Annotated in this window: 15 protein-coding genes; 7 read left to right on the top strand and 8 right to left on the bottom strand. The window is 66.1% G+C overall.

What is annotated here, in order from left to right; translation table 11 throughout:
- The 5 genes from dgoD to VJ162_RS13365 are packed head-to-tail and all read right to left on the bottom strand — an operon-like array spanning position 1 to position 5,444.
- A complete protein-coding gene (dgoD, locus tag VJ162_RS13385) occupies positions 1–1,149 on the bottom strand; it encodes a galactonate dehydratase (RefSeq protein ID WP_324665000.1) in 1,149 nt (382 codons plus the stop codon).
- Position 1,150: 1 nt separating this feature from the next.
- Positions 1,151–2,275: an ABC transporter ATP-binding protein gene (locus VJ162_RS13380; protein WP_324664998.1), complete on the bottom strand. Its 1,125-nt coding sequence runs from the start codon at positions 2,273–2,275 to the stop codon at positions 1,151–1,153.
- Between the two features lie 3 nt (positions 2,276–2,278).
- Positions 2,279–3,124, bottom strand: a complete 846-nt coding sequence (locus VJ162_RS13375) for a carbohydrate ABC transporter permease (protein ID WP_324664996.1) — start codon at positions 3,122–3,124, stop codon at positions 2,279–2,281.
- Positions 3,117–4,241 carry a carbohydrate ABC transporter permease gene (locus VJ162_RS13370; protein WP_324664995.1) on the bottom strand — a complete coding sequence of 375 codons (1,125 nt, stop codon included), beginning with the start codon at positions 4,239–4,241 and terminating at the stop codon, positions 3,117–3,119. The genes VJ162_RS13375 and VJ162_RS13370 overlap by 8 nt, the downstream gene beginning before the upstream one ends.
- 12 nt (positions 4,242–4,253) lie before the next feature.
- A complete protein-coding gene (locus VJ162_RS13365) occupies positions 4,254–5,444 on the bottom strand; it encodes an extracellular solute-binding protein (RefSeq protein ID WP_324664993.1) in 1,191 nt (396 codons plus the stop codon).
- Positions 5,445–5,890: 446 nt separating this feature from the next.
- Here VJ162_RS13365 and VJ162_RS13360 point away from each other — a divergent pair, with 446 nt between their 5' ends.
- From VJ162_RS13360 to kdgK1, 3 genes are all read left to right on the top strand, one after another.
- Positions 5,891–6,643: an IclR family transcriptional regulator gene (locus tag VJ162_RS13360; protein WP_324664991.1), complete on the top strand. Its 753-nt coding sequence runs from the start codon at positions 5,891–5,893 to the stop codon at positions 6,641–6,643.
- 279 nt (positions 6,644–6,922) lie between these two features.
- Complete coding sequence (locus tag VJ162_RS13355) at positions 6,923–9,061, top strand: glycoside hydrolase family 36 protein (RefSeq protein WP_324664989.1); 2,139 nt, start codon at positions 6,923–6,925, stop codon at positions 9,059–9,061.
- A 123-nt stretch (positions 9,062–9,184) separates the two neighbouring features.
- Complete coding sequence (gene kdgK1, locus VJ162_RS13350; RefSeq protein ID WP_324664987.1) at positions 9,185–10,138, top strand: bifunctional 2-dehydro-3-deoxygluconokinase/2-dehydro-3-deoxygalactonokinase; 954 nt, start codon at positions 9,185–9,187, stop codon at positions 10,136–10,138.
- A 23-nt stretch (positions 10,139–10,161) separates the two neighbouring features.
- Here kdgK1 and VJ162_RS13345 read toward each other — a convergent pair whose 3' ends face one another.
- Together VJ162_RS13345 and VJ162_RS13340 are read right to left on the bottom strand one after the other, a co-directional pair.
- The gene (locus tag VJ162_RS13345) at positions 10,162–10,812 is read right to left on the bottom strand and encodes a bifunctional 4-hydroxy-2-oxoglutarate aldolase/2-dehydro-3-deoxy-phosphogluconate aldolase (protein ID WP_324664986.1); all 651 of its coding nucleotides are present in this window, start codon (positions 10,810–10,812) and stop codon (positions 10,162–10,164) included.
- A gap of 186 nt (positions 10,813–10,998) precedes the next feature.
- The gene (locus tag VJ162_RS13340; protein WP_324664985.1) at positions 10,999–11,292 is read right to left on the bottom strand and encodes a hypothetical protein; all 294 of its coding nucleotides are present in this window, start codon (positions 11,290–11,292) and stop codon (positions 10,999–11,001) included.
- Between the two features lie 127 nt (positions 11,293–11,419).
- On the opposite strand from VJ162_RS13340, the gene VJ162_RS13335 reads away from it, so the two are divergent.
- Positions 11,420–11,818, top strand: coding sequence for a DoxX family protein (locus VJ162_RS13335; protein WP_324664984.1), 399 nt, complete (start codon positions 11,420–11,422; stop codon positions 11,816–11,818).
- A gap of 10 nt (positions 11,819–11,828) precedes the next feature.
- Here VJ162_RS13335 and VJ162_RS13330 read toward each other — a convergent pair whose 3' ends face one another.
- Positions 11,829–12,038, bottom strand: coding sequence for a hypothetical protein (locus tag VJ162_RS13330; RefSeq protein WP_324664983.1), 210 nt, complete (start codon positions 12,036–12,038; stop codon positions 11,829–11,831).
- A gap of 200 nt (positions 12,039–12,238) precedes the next feature.
- On the opposite strand from VJ162_RS13330, the gene VJ162_RS13325 reads away from it, so the two are divergent.
- The 3 genes from VJ162_RS13325 (at position 12,239) to thrC (ending at position 15,120) form a co-directional block, all read left to right on the top strand.
- Positions 12,239–12,928: a class I SAM-dependent methyltransferase gene (locus tag VJ162_RS13325; RefSeq protein ID WP_324664982.1), complete on the top strand. Its 690-nt coding sequence runs from the start codon at positions 12,239–12,241 to the stop codon at positions 12,926–12,928.
- 325 nt (positions 12,929–13,253) lie between these two features.
- The gene (locus VJ162_RS13320) at positions 13,254–13,640 is read left to right on the top strand and encodes a helix-turn-helix domain-containing protein (protein WP_324664981.1); all 387 of its coding nucleotides are present in this window, start codon (positions 13,254–13,256) and stop codon (positions 13,638–13,640) included.
- 100 nt (positions 13,641–13,740) lie between these two features.
- Entirely contained in the window at positions 13,741–15,120 is a 1,380-nt protein-coding gene (thrC, locus tag VJ162_RS13315; RefSeq protein WP_324664980.1) for a threonine synthase, read from the top strand.
- Positions 15,121–15,199 lie beyond the last annotated feature (79 nt).

Here is a 15,199-nt window from a genome sequence, read left to right as displayed (position 1 = left end):
TTACCACTCCGCGACACTCCCGTCGTCGTGGCGCCAGACGGGGTTGTGCCAGTTGACGTCGCCGGCCTGCATCCGGACGTAGCTGTGGTCGATGTCGATACCCAGCCCCGGCCCCTCCGGCAGGTCGACGTAGCCGTCGCGGTACTGGAACACCGAGGGGTCCTTGAGGTAGTCCTGGACGTCGCTTGTCTCGTTGTAGTGGATGTCGAGGCTCTGTTCCTGAATCAGCGCGTTCGGTGTGCAGGCGTCGACCTGGAGACACGCCGCCAGCGCGATGGGGCCAAGCGGGCAGTGGGGGGCCATCGCCACGTCGTAGGCTTCGGCCATCGACGCGATCTTCTTGACCTCCGTAATCCCGCCGGCGTGGGAGAGGTCGGGCTGGATGATGTCGACACAGCCGTCCTCGAAGACCTCCTTGAAGTCCCACCGGGAGAACATCCGCTCGCCGGTCGCGATGGGGGTGGTCGTGTGGCTCGCAAGCTCCGGGAGCGCGTCGTTGTGTTCGGGCAGTACCGGCTCCTCGATGAACATCGGGTCATACGGCTCCAGGGCCGCCGCGAGCTTCTTCGCCATCGACTTCGAGACGCGGCCGTGGAAGTCGACACCGATGTCTATCTTCTCGCCGACGGCATCGCGGACAGCTGCGAGACGGTCCTCGGCGGCCCGGATAGCCGACGGGGAGTCCACTCGGCGGAGCTCGGCCGTGGCGTTCATCTTCAGCGCGGTAAAGCCCGCCTCGACCTTCTCGCGAGCGGCGTCGGCGACACCCTCGGGGCGGTCGCCGCCGACCCACTGGTAGACCCGCATCCGGTCGCGGGCCTTTCCGCCGAGCAGTTCGTAGACGGGCATGTCGTGGTGTTTCCCCTTGATGTCCCACAGCGCCTGGTCGATACCGGCGATGGCGGACATCAGGACGGGGCCGCCGCGGTAGAACCCGCCGCGGTACATCGTCTGCCAGTGGTCCTCGATGCGCATCGGGTCCTTCCCCAGCAGGTAGGTGTCGAGCAGTTCTTCGACGGCTGTCCTGACGGTGCGAGCGCGGCCCTCGACGACTGGTTCGCCCCAGCCGACGATTCCCTCGCTCGTCTCGAGGCGCAAGAACAGCCATCGCGGCGGCACTTCGTACAGGTCGTAGTCAGTGATAATCATGTTACTCTGTCTGCGTGACGTACTCTTCGATGGAGACGTCAGTCTCGTCGGTCATCGTCTTCAGCGACTCGCCGGTCTGGGGGTCAAAGAGGTACAACGCCGTCTCTTCGAAGTCAAACTGGACGGTTTCGTCGGGGCTCGGTCGCAGACTGGCGTCGATCCGGGCGGTCAGGTCGACCTCGCCCATCTCCATGTAACAGAAGTTCTCGTTGCCCATCTGCTCGACGACGGTCACCGTTGCCTCGATGCCGTCCTCGACGAGGGTCATGTCCTCGGGTCGGATGCCCACGCGGACGCGGTCGTACCCCTCGACCGGTGTCGGATCGTCGAGCTGGTAACTGAACCCGCCGGGCCCCGTCAGGCGACCGTCCTCGACGGTCGCGCCCAGCAGGTTGATCGACGGGGAGCCGATGAAGTTCGCGACAAACTCGTTGTTCGGGGTGCGGTAGACGTCCTCTGCGGTGCCGACCTGCTGGAGCTCGCCGTCGTCCATAATCGCGATGCGGTCGCCCATCGCCATCGCCTCCGTCTGGTCGTGGGTGACGTAGACGGTGGTGACGTCGAGTTCGTGTTGCAGTTCCTGGAGCTCGGTGCGCATCTGGGCGCGCAGCTTCGCGTCGAGGTTACTGAGTGGCTCGTCCATCAGGAACACCTCGGGGTCCCGGACGATAGCCCGTCCCAGCGCGACACGCTGTTGCTGGCCGCCCGAGAGCGCCTTCGGCTTCTTCCCGAGGAGGTCCTCGATGCCGAGCATCTCCGCGGTGTCCTCGACCCGGCGCGTGATCTCCTCGGAGTCTAGGTCCGTCGAGAGGCGCAGTCCGAAGCCGATGTTTCGCTCCACGTTCATGTGGGGGTACAGCGCGTAGTTCTGGAACACCATCGCCACCTCGCGGTCGCGCGCTCGGAGGTCGGTGACGTCCTTGTCGCCAAAGGTGATGGTGCCTGACGTTACCGATTCGAGTCCGGCGACGCTGCGCAGCGTCGTCGTCTTGCCACACCCCGAGGGACCGACCAGGACGAGGAACTCCCCGTCCTGGATAGTCAGATCGAGGTCGTTGACGGCGACGATGGTGCGCCCGTCGTCGCGGAACTCCTTTCGTACCGTGTCGAGTGTGATTTGTGCCATTGATTATTCCTTGACCGAGCCTGCGAGAATCCCGCTGACGAAGTGTCGCTGGAGGAATAGGAACACCAGGAACAGCGGAATGATGCTGAGCGCTGCCGCGACCATGATCTGATCGTAGTAGACGCGCTGGGCGCCGACCAGTTCGTTGATAGCCACCGGGATGGTGTACTTGCCCTGTTCGAGGACGACCAGCGGGAACAGGAAGAGGTTCCACTGGAACAGGAACAGGACGATGGCGAGCGCCGCCATGGACGATTTCATGGTCGGGAGTGCGATGCGGTAGTAGAGCTGAAACTCCGTCGCGCCGTCGATACGCGCCGACTCCAGCAGGGCGTCGGGTATCTGTTTCATGTTCTGGCGCATCAGGAAGATACCCAGCGGGTTGGCCGCCCACGGCAGGATGATGGCCCAGTAGGAGTTCGACAGTCCCATCTGGGAGATCAACAGGAATAGCGGGATGACGAGCAACTGGATGGGCAGGGTCAGCGTCGCCAGAATCGCGTAGAATATCGGCTCCTTGAACTTGAACTCGTACTTTGCGAAGGCGAATCCGCCCATCGAACACAGCACGAGCGACAGGAGCGTGTAGACGACCGCGATGAACACCGAGTTTCCGATGCTCTGGATGAAGTCGACGCTCTCACGGGCCTGTAACGCGTCGAGATTCGCCAGGAAATTCGAGCCAGGCAACAGTTGGACGTCGGTCCCCGCCGAGAGGAACGCCTGTTCGGGCAGCGTCGAGGCGACGATGATCCAGTAGATGGGGACGACCATCAACAGCGTGACCAGCAACACGAAGGTGTAGCCGAGGAACCGCCAGCCCGCCTCCTCGCGGGTGATACTACTCATCGGAATCACTCCCGATGCGCAGCTGCACGATAGACAGCACGGCGACGATACCGACCAGCACGACGGTCATCGCGCTGGCGTAGCCGAGCTGGAACTGCTGGAACGCCATGTTGTAGATGTACATCACGAGCGTCCGCGTGGCCGACAGCGGAGCGCCACCCTCCGAGATTATCAGCGGCTCGGAGAACAGCCGGAAGGTCCCGATGGTCGAGGTGACGACCACGAAGAGTAGCACGGGACGCAGTTGCGGGAGCGTGACGTACCGGAATTTCTCCCAGCGGCTCGCACCGTCGATTTCGGCGGCCTCGTAGAGTTGCTGTGGGACGCTCTGGAGCCCCGCCAGCAGGATTATCATGTTGTAGCCCGTCCAGCGCCAGGTGACCGCGCCGATAAGTGATATGCGCGGCCAGAACCCGGTGCCAAGAACCGACTTGAGGGGGCCGGGCAACAGCGCCGTCCCGCCGGTGAGCCACGGGACCATCGGGAGACCGGCCATCTGCAAGGCGGTGTTGACGATGCCGTTGTCCTGCAACAGGAGCAGAAACACCGTCGCGTACGCGACGAGATTGGCGGCGACCGGCAGGGCGATCGTCGTCCGGAACAGCCCCTTGAACCGCAGCCAGGAGGCGTTCAGCGCGAGCGCGAGCGCCAGGCCGAGGACGATCATCAGTGGCACCTGCACCAGGAGAATAAACGTCGTGTTCGCGAGCGCGTTGTGGAACAGCGCATCGCCCAGCAGCCGCTGATAGTTCTGGAGCCCGACGAACTCCAGTTCAGCGATCCGTGTCAGGTGAAACTGTACCGGTCCGAGGTCGATCCAGAACAGCGTCGTGGTCCCAATACCCTTGTAGGTGTGAAGCGAGAGAAACACCGTATAGAATATCGGGAACGCCAGGAACACGCTGAACAGCACGAAAAACGGGGCCAGAAAGAGGTACGGGACGGCCACCGAGAACGGCAACTTGTCGGCGGCCGCGCGCGTGCGCCGGATCTGTCGCTGTCGGAGCGGGCGGACGGCGTCTATCGCCGACTGCCACACTGGCGCGACGGCCCGGCCGGCCCGCTTGCGGACCGCGTCGAACTTGTCCCTAACCGGATTCGATGACTTGGCTGACATGAGGGGAGGGTGTTACGCGAGGTCCCGATCGGTCCGTTCGGCGACCTGCTGTGCCGCCGACTCGACGGCCTCTTCCGGCGAGAGATCGCCGCTGATCATCCGCTTGAACTCGCTGTTGATGGCCTTGGTAATTTCCGGAGTGTCGGTGGTGTAGTTGTAGGTGGGGATGTTCGGCGCGATGTCGGCGAACATCCGACCGGCGGCCTGGCCGCCGAGGAACTCCGACCCCTGGTCGAACGCGTCCGACTCGTATGCGGGCTTGTACGCCGGGAAGAGCCCGTACTCCTCGTACATCGTGACCTGTTGTTCCTTGGTCCCGAGGGCGAACTGCAGGTAGTCCCACGCCCGGTTGGCCTTGGCGTCGCTGACCTGGTTGGGGATGACGAGGTTCGAGCCGCCCCAGTTGGTGGCGCGGTTGCCGCCGGACTCGTAGGCCGGCGGGCGCATCACGCGCCACTTCCCGGCGGTGTCTCCGACCTCGGCTTTCAGCGTGCCTTCCAGCCACGCGCCGCTCAGAATCGAGACGATAGAGCCATCGCCGGCTCGGCTGAACCACTCGCTGGACCAGGAGGCGACGCTGGACGTGATTCCGGCGTCGTGGGCCGCCTTCATCTGGCGGGCGACGCGGAGGGACTTCTCGGAGTTGATGTTGACCGCGCCGCTATCGGTAAACGGGAGCCCGCCCAGCTGACGGAACATCATCCGCCAGACGCCGTCGTAGTCGTTGGGCGGGAGATTCAACATATCGATGTCGTCCGGTAGCTTCTCGCCTTCGGCGATGAACTGGTCCCACGTCTCGATACCGTCCATATCCAGTCCGTGTTCCTTTGCCACGTCGTTGCGGTAGAACGCGGCGACCGGGCCGACGTCCCACGGGAGCGCGTACGTGTTGCCGTCCTTCGTGAGCGGCCCCCACTTCCCGGAGACGAACTCGTCTCTGATACCGGCGTCATCGACCCACCCGCTGATGTCGCGCAGGCCACCGGTGTCGACCCAGGCGGCCGCGTCGACGCTCTCCATCATGGCCGCTGCCGGCGCGCCCGACCCGGAGAGGAGGCGCGACTTGAACTTGTCTTTCATGTTTGCGCGACCGAACTGCTCGACGGTGATGTCGCCGCCGTGTTCGTCCTCGTAGGTGTCGTCGACGACGTCCATGGCCTTCGCTGCCACGTCCCAGCCCCAGACTGTGGCCTTCGACGCCATCTGTGAACTGCCACCGTTCTCGGAATTCGGTTGGCTGCCCGTGCCACAGCCGGCCAGGCCCGCGAGTCCGGCCGCGCTCAGTTGTAGTACGCGTCGTCGGTCGAGTCGGCGATTTGAGTCAGTCATCGGCGCTAGTCACACACATGATTGACCATTATTTAATACTTTTGCTAATTATACTCAGGTTCGGCAATCCCACCGCCGTATAGCAGTTTGCGCTAATTTGAGCGCGTCTAATATCTCTATACATAACAATTCTTACTGATTGCTGTGTTCACTATATCTGAACAAGCTGCGAACCGAGACGCGGCCGGTTCAGAAGAAACCGGCGTATAGGGCTTCAAACGGCATCTTTCGCTATTTTTACCGGTCACTCGCCGCGAGTCACGGGCGAAGTCCGTTCATCTATGGTGAACAAATATGTATCACGCTGCACATAGCCGACTATGGACACGTCGTATCCAGTCCAGACGACTGCGACGACGATGCGTATCGTCGAAGCCTTGCTCGACCGCGGCCAGGCGGGGGTGACGGAACTCGCGACGGCGCTCGACCTCTCGAAGGGGACGGTACACAACCACCTCCAGACCCTTCACCGGATGGAGTTTGTCGTACGCGAAGGCCGTCAGTACCGCGTCGGCTCCCGGTTTCTCGACGTTGCCTCACGTGCACGAGAGAGCATACCGGCATACCGTGCTGCACGTGGGGAGGTCGCCCGTCTCGCGCGGTCAAGTGGAGAGATGGCCGCGCTGGTCGTCGAGGAACACGGGACGGCGGTGTACGTTCTGGTCCTGGGTGGCGAGGAGGACCAGACCGCCGTGCGGGACGGCTCTCGCCGGCCGCTCCACACCGACGCCGCGGGGAAAGCTATCCTGGCACATCTGCCGGAAGCCGAGGTCCGGGACCTGCTCGCGGCCGACGGTTTCGGGGCGGGGACCGACTGGACGCCAAGCGACGAAACTGAGCTGTTCGAGGAACTGCGGACAGTCCGTGAACAGAGCGTCGCCTTCGACCGCGAGGAACGGGAAGACGGGACACGGAGCGTGGCCGCCCCGTTGACAACCGACGATGGATGGGCGGTCGGCGCAGTGTGTGTTACCGGCTCCGCCGACCGTATGAGCGGGAAGCGGCTCGAAGAGGATATCACCGGTCTTGTTGTCAGCAGCGCGAACAGTATTTCCATTGACTTATCCAATTAGCTAGTAGTGTAGATAATTGCCGGTAACTGACGCCCGATAGGATACCTGTTTAGTCATACTGAACGGCTTCGGTATCACACCGATGCGTCCCGCTGCAGTATCATTAGGTTGAAAAAACAAACGTGGACAACAGCCACTCGAACAGATGTGTTTAGCCATACTGAACAAATTCGCCTGTGTCGCTGGTGTGACCTGATATCAGCATATCTATTAAAATGGGGAAATCGGGAGGTAGAGCACCTCCAAATACCTATTAGGGTTCGGACACGGAGGTGGCGTATGGTTCAGGTCGACGCCGGCGGGACGGTTGTCCAATTCGTGCCGGAGACGGCTCGCGTGACGGTACTGGCCGAGGAAACCACACTGGCGGCCGGGCGGGTCGTCGCCGAACTGGGCGGCGACCGCTTCCCCGCCACTGAGGCCTATCACGTACAGACCACCGCGGACGGTGTACGGGTGCGATACGACGACGACGCCGGGACGACGGTCCGCCTCGGCGAGGCGGCAAACGGCGCCACTCTGACCGTGAGCGTGGCTAACGAAACCGAGACGCCACGGTCGGTCGGCCGACTGTGTCCGCTCGCCGCCGACGAGGTGGCCTTCGGGCCGGCGACCCAGCTCTACCGGCACGGCTACCAGTCGTGGACGCCGACGGCAGCGCTCCCGGTCGAGGCGTCGTTTCCCTCGGTCGAACCGGTCGACGTCCCGATGATGACCGACGTCGACGCCCCGCAGACGACGAGCCACTGTCAGATCGGCCTGGCCGACGGCGACCGCCGCCTGACGGCCGGCTTCCTCGACCACTCGGCGTACGTCGACCGGTTCGACTACGAACGCGGCGACGGCGTCGAGTCACTGACGGCGGTCTGTCCGGGTGACGGCGTCTCGCTGGCACCGGGCGAGCGCGTGGCCAGCGCGCCGCTGTGGATTGACGCGTCTCGACCGGTCGACGACGCGCTGGCCGCGCTGGCAGCGCGGACCGGCGAGCGGATGGACGCCCGCGTCGGCGAGTGGGTTCCGACGGGGTGGTGCTCGTGGTACCACTACTTCACCGAGGTGACCGCCGAGGACGTCCGGACGAACCGCGCCGAACTTGACGAGTGGGGACTCCCAGTGGACCTGGTCCAGCTAGACGACGGCTACCAGACCGCCTTCGGCGACTGGCGGACGCTGGCCGAGGGGTTCGAAGATATGTCCTCGCTGGTGGCGGATGTCCGCGACGGGGGCTACACGCCCGGGCTCTGGCTCGCGCCGTTTTTTGTCCAGGAAGACGCCGACCTCGTGGCGGCCCACCCCGAGTGGCTCGTCACCGACGGCGACGGCGAGTTCGTCTCGGCCGGCGAGCGCCACGGCGAGATGTACGGGCTGGACCTGACCCATCCCGAGGTACAGACGTGGCTCCGGGAGACGTTCCGCACCGTCGTCGACGAGTGGGGCTTTGACTACCTCAAACTGGACTTCCTCTATGCCGGGGCGCTGCCGGGCGAGCGGTTCGCCGACGTGACGCGGGCCGAGGCCTACCGCGCGGGTCTCGCGGTCATCCGGGAGGCCGTCGGCGAGGACACACACATCCTGGGCTGTGGGGCCCCGCAGGGCCAGAGCGTCGGCCTCGTCGACACGATGCGGGTCGGCCCCGACACCGCCGAGTACTGGACCCACGAGGGCGAATCCGCCAGCGAACCGGCACACGAAAACGCCATCCGGAACGTGCTCAACCGGGACTACCTCCACCGGCGGTGGTGGCTCAACGACCCGGACTGTCAGCTCGTCCGGGAGACGACCGAACTGTCGGCGGCCGAACGGGAGACGTTCGCGACGGTGGTCGCATTGACTGGTGGCGCGAACGTCTTCAGCGACAAGATCGCCGACACCGGCGCCGCGAACCGTACGTTACTGGAGCGGTCGCTCCCGCCGGTGAGTGAGGGGACGATCGACGGTATCGGCCGGACGGAGTTTCCCGACCGACTCGTCTGTGAGCGGGCGGCCGACGGCGGCCGTGCGGTCGCGCTGTTCAACTGGAGCGACTCCGCCGAGACGCTGTCGCTGTCGCTGGCCGACGACGAGTGTGGCTGGGACGCCTTCGAGGGCGAAGCTATCTCCGTCGGAGGTGCGGTCGAGCGGACGGTCCCGGCCCACGGCTGTCTGCTCGTCCACGTCGCCCCCGCGAGCAACCGGCCCCACGCGCTCGGCACCGACCACCTGGCCGGCCTGGGCTCGCGCCTGGAGCGGGTCGCCTGGAGCGCCGACGGCGGGGAGGGTCGACTGACTCTCTCAGTCGACGCCACCACGCCACAGACGGTCGTGGTCGCGGTCCCCGACGGCTGGACCCGCGCCGGCGTCGACGGTGCGGGCGCGATGGACACGTGTACGGTCACGGTCGGTCCGGGACCGACGACGCTCCCCTTCGAGCGCACCTGAGTCCCCTCGCCGCCTGTCGAGTCGGCTCTACCCGGGCCGGTACTCCCGGGCTAGTTCGCCCGGTGCCCGCTCCGAGAACCAAAACCGGCCGGTTTTATAACCGGTCTGATGCGCCCCAGTAACATGGACGACCTCGTGACGTTCGGCGAGACGATGTTGCGGTTTTCACCACCGGATGACGAGCGCATCGAGACCGCAGACGAGTACAGGGTCCACACAGCGGGCGCGGAGAGCAACGTCGCCGTGGCGGCCCAGCGACTGGGCCTCGACGCGGCCTGGACCTCGAAGCTCCCCGACTCGCCGGTCGCGCGCCGCGTCGTCGGGGAGCTTCGCAGCCACGGCGTGACGGTCGACCCCGTCTGGAGCGACAGCGGCCGCCAGGGGACGTTTTACCTCGAAACGGGCGACTCGCCCCGCGGGAACACCGTCATCTACGACCGCACCGACGCCGCCGTCACGACCGCGACTCCCGCGGAGCTTCCCGTGACGAGAGTCGAGAACGCCGCGGGGTTCCACACGACCGGCATCACGCCGGCGCTGTCGGAGACGCTTTCCGAGACGACGGCGGCCCTGCTTGCGGCCGCCCAGGAGGCGGGGACGACGACGAGCTTCGACTGTAACTACCGGTCGAAGCTCTGGTCGCCGGACGAGGCCAGAGAGACGCTCACGGGGCTTTTGCCCGACGTCGACGTGTTCACTATCGCGGAGCGGGACGCCCGAAAGGTGTTGGATATGTCCGGAGAGAGCGCGGCGATCGCAACCGAACTCTCGGAGACGTACGACCTCGAAGTGACGGTTCTCACCCGCGGGACCGACCCGGCGCTCGCGGTCTCCGGGGACGCCGTCTACGAACAGCCGACCTTCGAGTCGACGGACGCACATCCGATCGGGACCGGTGATTCCTTCGTCGGCGGGTTCCTCTCGCAGTACCTCGACGGACAGGACATCCCTGCTGCCCTGGAGTACGCCGCGGCAACGGCCGCGTTCAAGCGGACGGTCCCCGGCGATATCGCCGTCGTGAGTCCCGAGGAGGTCGAGTCAGTCATCGACGGCGCCAGTGCAGGCATCTCCCGGTAACGGGGCCGCTGGCCGGACAGCGCTCAGTTCCGTGCGTCTTCGACGGCCCGGACGAACTCGGCCGCCGACTCGCGGACGCGCTCCATGTCGCCGTTCTCGATGGCCTCGTAGTCGACCAGTGCGGAGCCGGCGCCGACAGCCATCGCACCGGCGTCGAAGTACTCCGCGACGTTGTCCGTCGAGACGCCGCCGGTCGGCATGATAGGCACATCACCCAGCGGGCCCTGGAGCGCACCGATGTGGCCCGGACCGACGGTCGACGCGGGGAACATCTTCAGTACGTCCGCACCCGCGGCCATCGCCCGGTCGGCCTCGGTCGGCGTCATCACGCCCGGGACGGCGACGACAGTCTCCCGGTTGCACACCTCGATGACGTCCTCGCTGATATTCGGCGCCAGCACGAACTCCGCACCAGCCTCGATGACGTTCCGAGCGGTCGCCGCGTCGCGAACCGTCCCCGCACCGACGACCGCGTCGGTGTCGCCGAGCGCGCGGTCCACGTCGGCGATCAGCTCCGAGCACCGTTTCGCGTCCGCGGTCAGTTCCAGTGCGGTCACACCGGCCTCGTAGATCGCCTTCGCAACGTCGACCACGTCGTCCTCGGGAATGTCACGCAGTACGGCGACGACGCCGCTATCGACGATGCTCTCCATTGTCTGCTGTTTGGTCGGCATGCCCGCGAGGACGGACGGCTGGGGTAAAGTGTCCCCGCTATCCGCCGACACCCTTCCGGACCCCCACTCACGCGGTTGGCTTCCGTCACGGTGGTTCTACCGACGCCTTCCGTGTCGGCCCGGTTCGATACCGGTGGGACTGGCTCCCCCTTTCTTTTGGCCGGCCACGGCAACGCTCTCGACCAATCACTCCGACTCGGGCGCGTCGTGTTCGCTGACGACGGTGACGACCTGCAGGGCCTTCCGGGAGGCGTCGTCCTCGCCGTCGACGAGGCCGACGGGGACGCGGACGCTCTGGACGACCCACTTGTCCGTGTCGTCCTCGCCCATCCGGACGTCGCTTCCCGGGGCTTCCGACTCGGCGAGGTCCGCCGCCCAGTCCGGTGTTTCGAGGTTGTCCAGCTCCTCCTCGTCGCGAAACCGGACGTGGTAGTGGTTGCCGTGCTCCTCGACGGCCTTTACCGTCAGCTGTGAGGTCATGCCTACGTGATGGCGCTCGGTGCAGATAGCCGGTCGACTTGCGAGTGCAACCCCCTCGATACACTGCGCTGTGGACGCGGGGCGACACCCCAAACCGCTTCACTGCCGTCGCCGTAGCTGGGCACAGATGCCCACTGGCCTTGCAGCCCTCAAACGCCCGCTGCTGTACGTCATGGGGCCCGCATACGTCGTCGCGGGGCTCTTGCACTTCGTCGTCCCGGCGCTGTACGTCCAGATCGTTCCGCCGGTCCTGCCCGCGCCGCTCGCGCTGGTGTATCTGTCCGGGCTCGCCGAGGTCGCCGTGGGCGTCGGGCTCCTGTGGCCGCCGACCCGGCGGTACGCGGCGTGGGCGACCATCGCGTTGCTCCTCGCTATCTTCCCCGCGAACGTCTACATGGCGACAAGCGGGGTCGCCGTCGCGGGGATGCCCGGCGGGGGCGACCCGTCCCCGCTCGCTCGGTGGGGACGGCTGCCCCTCCAGGGCGTGTTGATTCTGTGGGCGTACTGGTACACCGACCCCACGTAGCGCCCGCCGCTTACTCGGTCTCGAACTCCTCCTGGAGCGCTTCGAGTCTGCCCTGCAGGTCCCACACGTCCTGGGTGAGTTCCTCGATGGACGCGCTGACCTCCTCGGAGCCGCTCTCCGTGGCGGCGGTCCACAGGAGGTCTTCGGCCTCGTCGAGATACCCGTCGGCCAGCTGGAGCGCTCGAAGCACGTCCGGGTCGGGCGATGGCGGGTCCCCCATGCATGGTATGGTGGGCTCCGGGGTCAAGTCCGTTCAGGTAGGCCCGATATTTGTCGTCGTGTCGCGGACCGGGCAGAGCGGGCACGCCGGGTCGCGACTGCGGCGGCAGATGCGGGACCCGGCGCGCATCGACAACGGCGTCGCACGGACAGCATATATGTCATCCGCGGACGGAGCTATCGGTACGGCCACACAGACCGATGTCCTCACACAGCCCCCCGAACGCGGCCGACCCGACGGACAGCGACGGTGCCGACCCGTCGCGAACCCGCTCTATGTCCAGTGCGGACATCGCCGACCTCTACGACGAACTGGCCGAGCAGTACGACCGGTGGGACTGGGCCAACCGGCTGTTCAGCGGCCCGCTCCGGAAGCGTGCGTTCGCCGACGCGGGCGGGCGGGTGCTCGATGTCGCCTGTGGGACGGGGACGAACTTCCGGTATCTGCCGCCCACCGCTCAGCTGGTCGGCGTCGACATCAGCGCCGACATGGTCGCGGCGGCGCGGGCCGAACTCGACAGCATCGGCCGCGGCGGGACGATATACCGGATGGACGCCCAGGCGCTTCAGTTCCCCGACGACAGCTTCGATATGGTCGTCTCCGCGCTCTCGACGTGTACCTTCCCCGACCCGGTCGCGGCCCTGTCGGAGATGGCGCGAGTCTGTCGCCCCGACGGCCGCGTGTTACTGCTCGAACACGGACGTAGCGACGCCGAACTCCTCGGCCGACTCCAGGACTGGCGTGCCGACACCCACTACGAGCGACACGGCTGCCGGTGGACCCAGGAGCCACTCGCCCATTTCGACCGGACGGACCTGACCGTTGTCGACAGCGAATCGCTCTTGCTCGGTACGGTCACCCTCATTGAGGCACGGCCGGAGCAGGGCTGACGACTCGGGGTCGCGGCGCTATCCTGTGTGTGGTCGCCGGACACAGCCGATAGTTCCACCCGAAACACTACCCTTTTGGATACGTATGCGAACAGTTCTCAACGGAAAGGCGGTGACCACAGCGGTGAACACCGACGCTTCCACTCGAACCGGCACCACGTCTCCGTCGGCAGAGAACGGTTGTCACAGCAGTTCCACCCGAAACGTTACCCTTTCGTCGACTGTGACCACTCGGCGCTCCACCGACAGGGGATACGGTCGGGAGGCCGGGTGAGCCAGGGGTAACGACCCCGTTTATGCGCCCGGCGCGTCTACCGGCTCGTGTATGAGTCTCGACCCCTCGCCAGAGCAGTTCCGCGACCTGATGGCCACCGACGAGCCTGACCTCGCGGAGGTGATGGCCTGCGTCTTCGGCGTCCAGGCCCACGAGGTCCGGACCTACCGGACGCTGCTTTCGGCCCCGGGTAGCACCGTCGAGGAGCTGGCGACCGCGCTGGAGCGGGACCGCTCGAACGTGAACCGCTCGCTGTCGACGCTGCGGGAGAAGGGCCTGGCCGAGCGCGAACGCCGCCTGCTCGACGGCGGCGGCCACGTCTACCAGTACACCGCGACGCCGCTTGAGGAAGCCCGGGAGCTGATGCACGAGGCACTGGACAGGTGGGCCGCGGCGGTCCACGACAGCATCGACGCGTTCGAGGGCGACGAGGGCTGACCGACGCCCCCGTCGGGTCACGTTCGCCAGTATCTGCCGGAGCCGACTCGTCCGGCTCGTAACCGTCCGACTTTTGCCCGATGGGGCCGTCCCACCGGTAATGGCCGACCTGCAACTCACCGACGACGTGCCCCCGGATGCCGACGACGGCGTCTGGCTCTCCTGTATCGAGTGCGGGGAGACGTTCGCCCCATTCGACGACATCCGCTACACCTGCGACCACTGCGACGGGCTACTGGAGGTGCGCTACGCCGACCTGCCGACCTTCGAGGACTTCGAGGGCGAGGGGTCGGGCGTCTGGCGTTACCACGCCGCCCTGCCCTTCGACGTGGGCGTCACGCTCCCGGAGGGGAACACGCCGCTGCACGAGGTCCCACGCATCGAGAACGCGGCTGGCGTCGACAGCCTCCGCGTGAAACACGAGGGGATGAACCCCACCGGGAGCTTCAAAGACCGGGGCATGACCGTCGGCGTCCGGGTGGCCAAGGAGGTCGGCGTCGACCGGCTGGCGTGTGCCTCGACGGGCAACACCTCCGCGGCGCTTGCCGCCTACGGCGCCCGCGCCGGGCTGGAGACGCTTGTCTTGCTGCCGGCCGGGAAGGTCGCCGCCGGCAAGATAGCCCAGGCGGCCCTCCACCGAGCCCGCATCCTCGAGGTCGACGGCAACTTCGACCAGTGTCTCGACATCGTCCAGGACCTCGCCCAGCTGGGCGAGGCGTATCTGTTGAACTCGCTGAACCCGTTCCGCCTGGAGGGCCAGAAGACAATCGGCCTCGAAATCATGGAGGAACACTACGAGGACTACGGCGAGTACCCCGACCGCATCGTCCTCCCCGTCGGCAACGCGGGCAACACCGCCGCGCTGTACAAGTGCTTCCGCGAGCTCGTCAAATCGGGCGCCATCACGGAGGACCAGGTGCCCAAACTCACCGGCGTCCAGGCCGAGGGCGCCGCCCCGATGGTCGAGGCCATCGAGGAGGGCAACGACGAGGTCCGCCGCTGGGACGATGTCGAGACCATCGCGACCGCCATCCGCATCGGCAACCCGGTCAACGCCCCGAAAGCTCTGCCCGGCATCCGCGCCACCGGCGGCACCGCCGTCGCCGTCTCCGACGACGAAATCACCGAGGCCCAGCGCGAGATCGCCGGCGAGGGCGTCGGCGTCGAACCGGCCTCCGCGGCCTCCGTCGCCGGCCTCCACAAACTCCGCGAGGAGGGTGTCGTCGGGGCCGACGAGTCGGTCGTCTGCCTGACGACGGGCCACCTGCTCAAGGACCCCGACGCGGCTGCCGCGGCCGGCAACGACCCCGAACCGGTCGCAAACAGCACCGACGCGGTGCTCGACCACATCGGTGCGTCGTCCTCTGTCGGCCAGTCGCTTCGACAGAAAGCATCGACGGCCGCAACCTCGCCGCTGGCGTTGCTCGCCGGCGGCGTCGGCCTCGCGTATCTCTACCGAAAACTCCGCTCGACGGAGTAGCGGCGCCGATAGCGAGAGCGGGTCGTCCGCTCACAGGGTAGGCGTCTCTCACGACAACCGTATCACTGCTATCGATGCA

Origin of the sequence: Haloarcula sediminis, assembly GCF_035656455.1 — an archaeon.
Lineage (GTDB): Archaea > Halobacteriota > Halobacteria > Halobacteriales > Haloarculaceae > Haloarcula > Haloarcula sediminis.
Note: the sequence above shows the minus strand (reverse complement) of the source record. Positions and strands in the feature narration are given on the sequence as shown.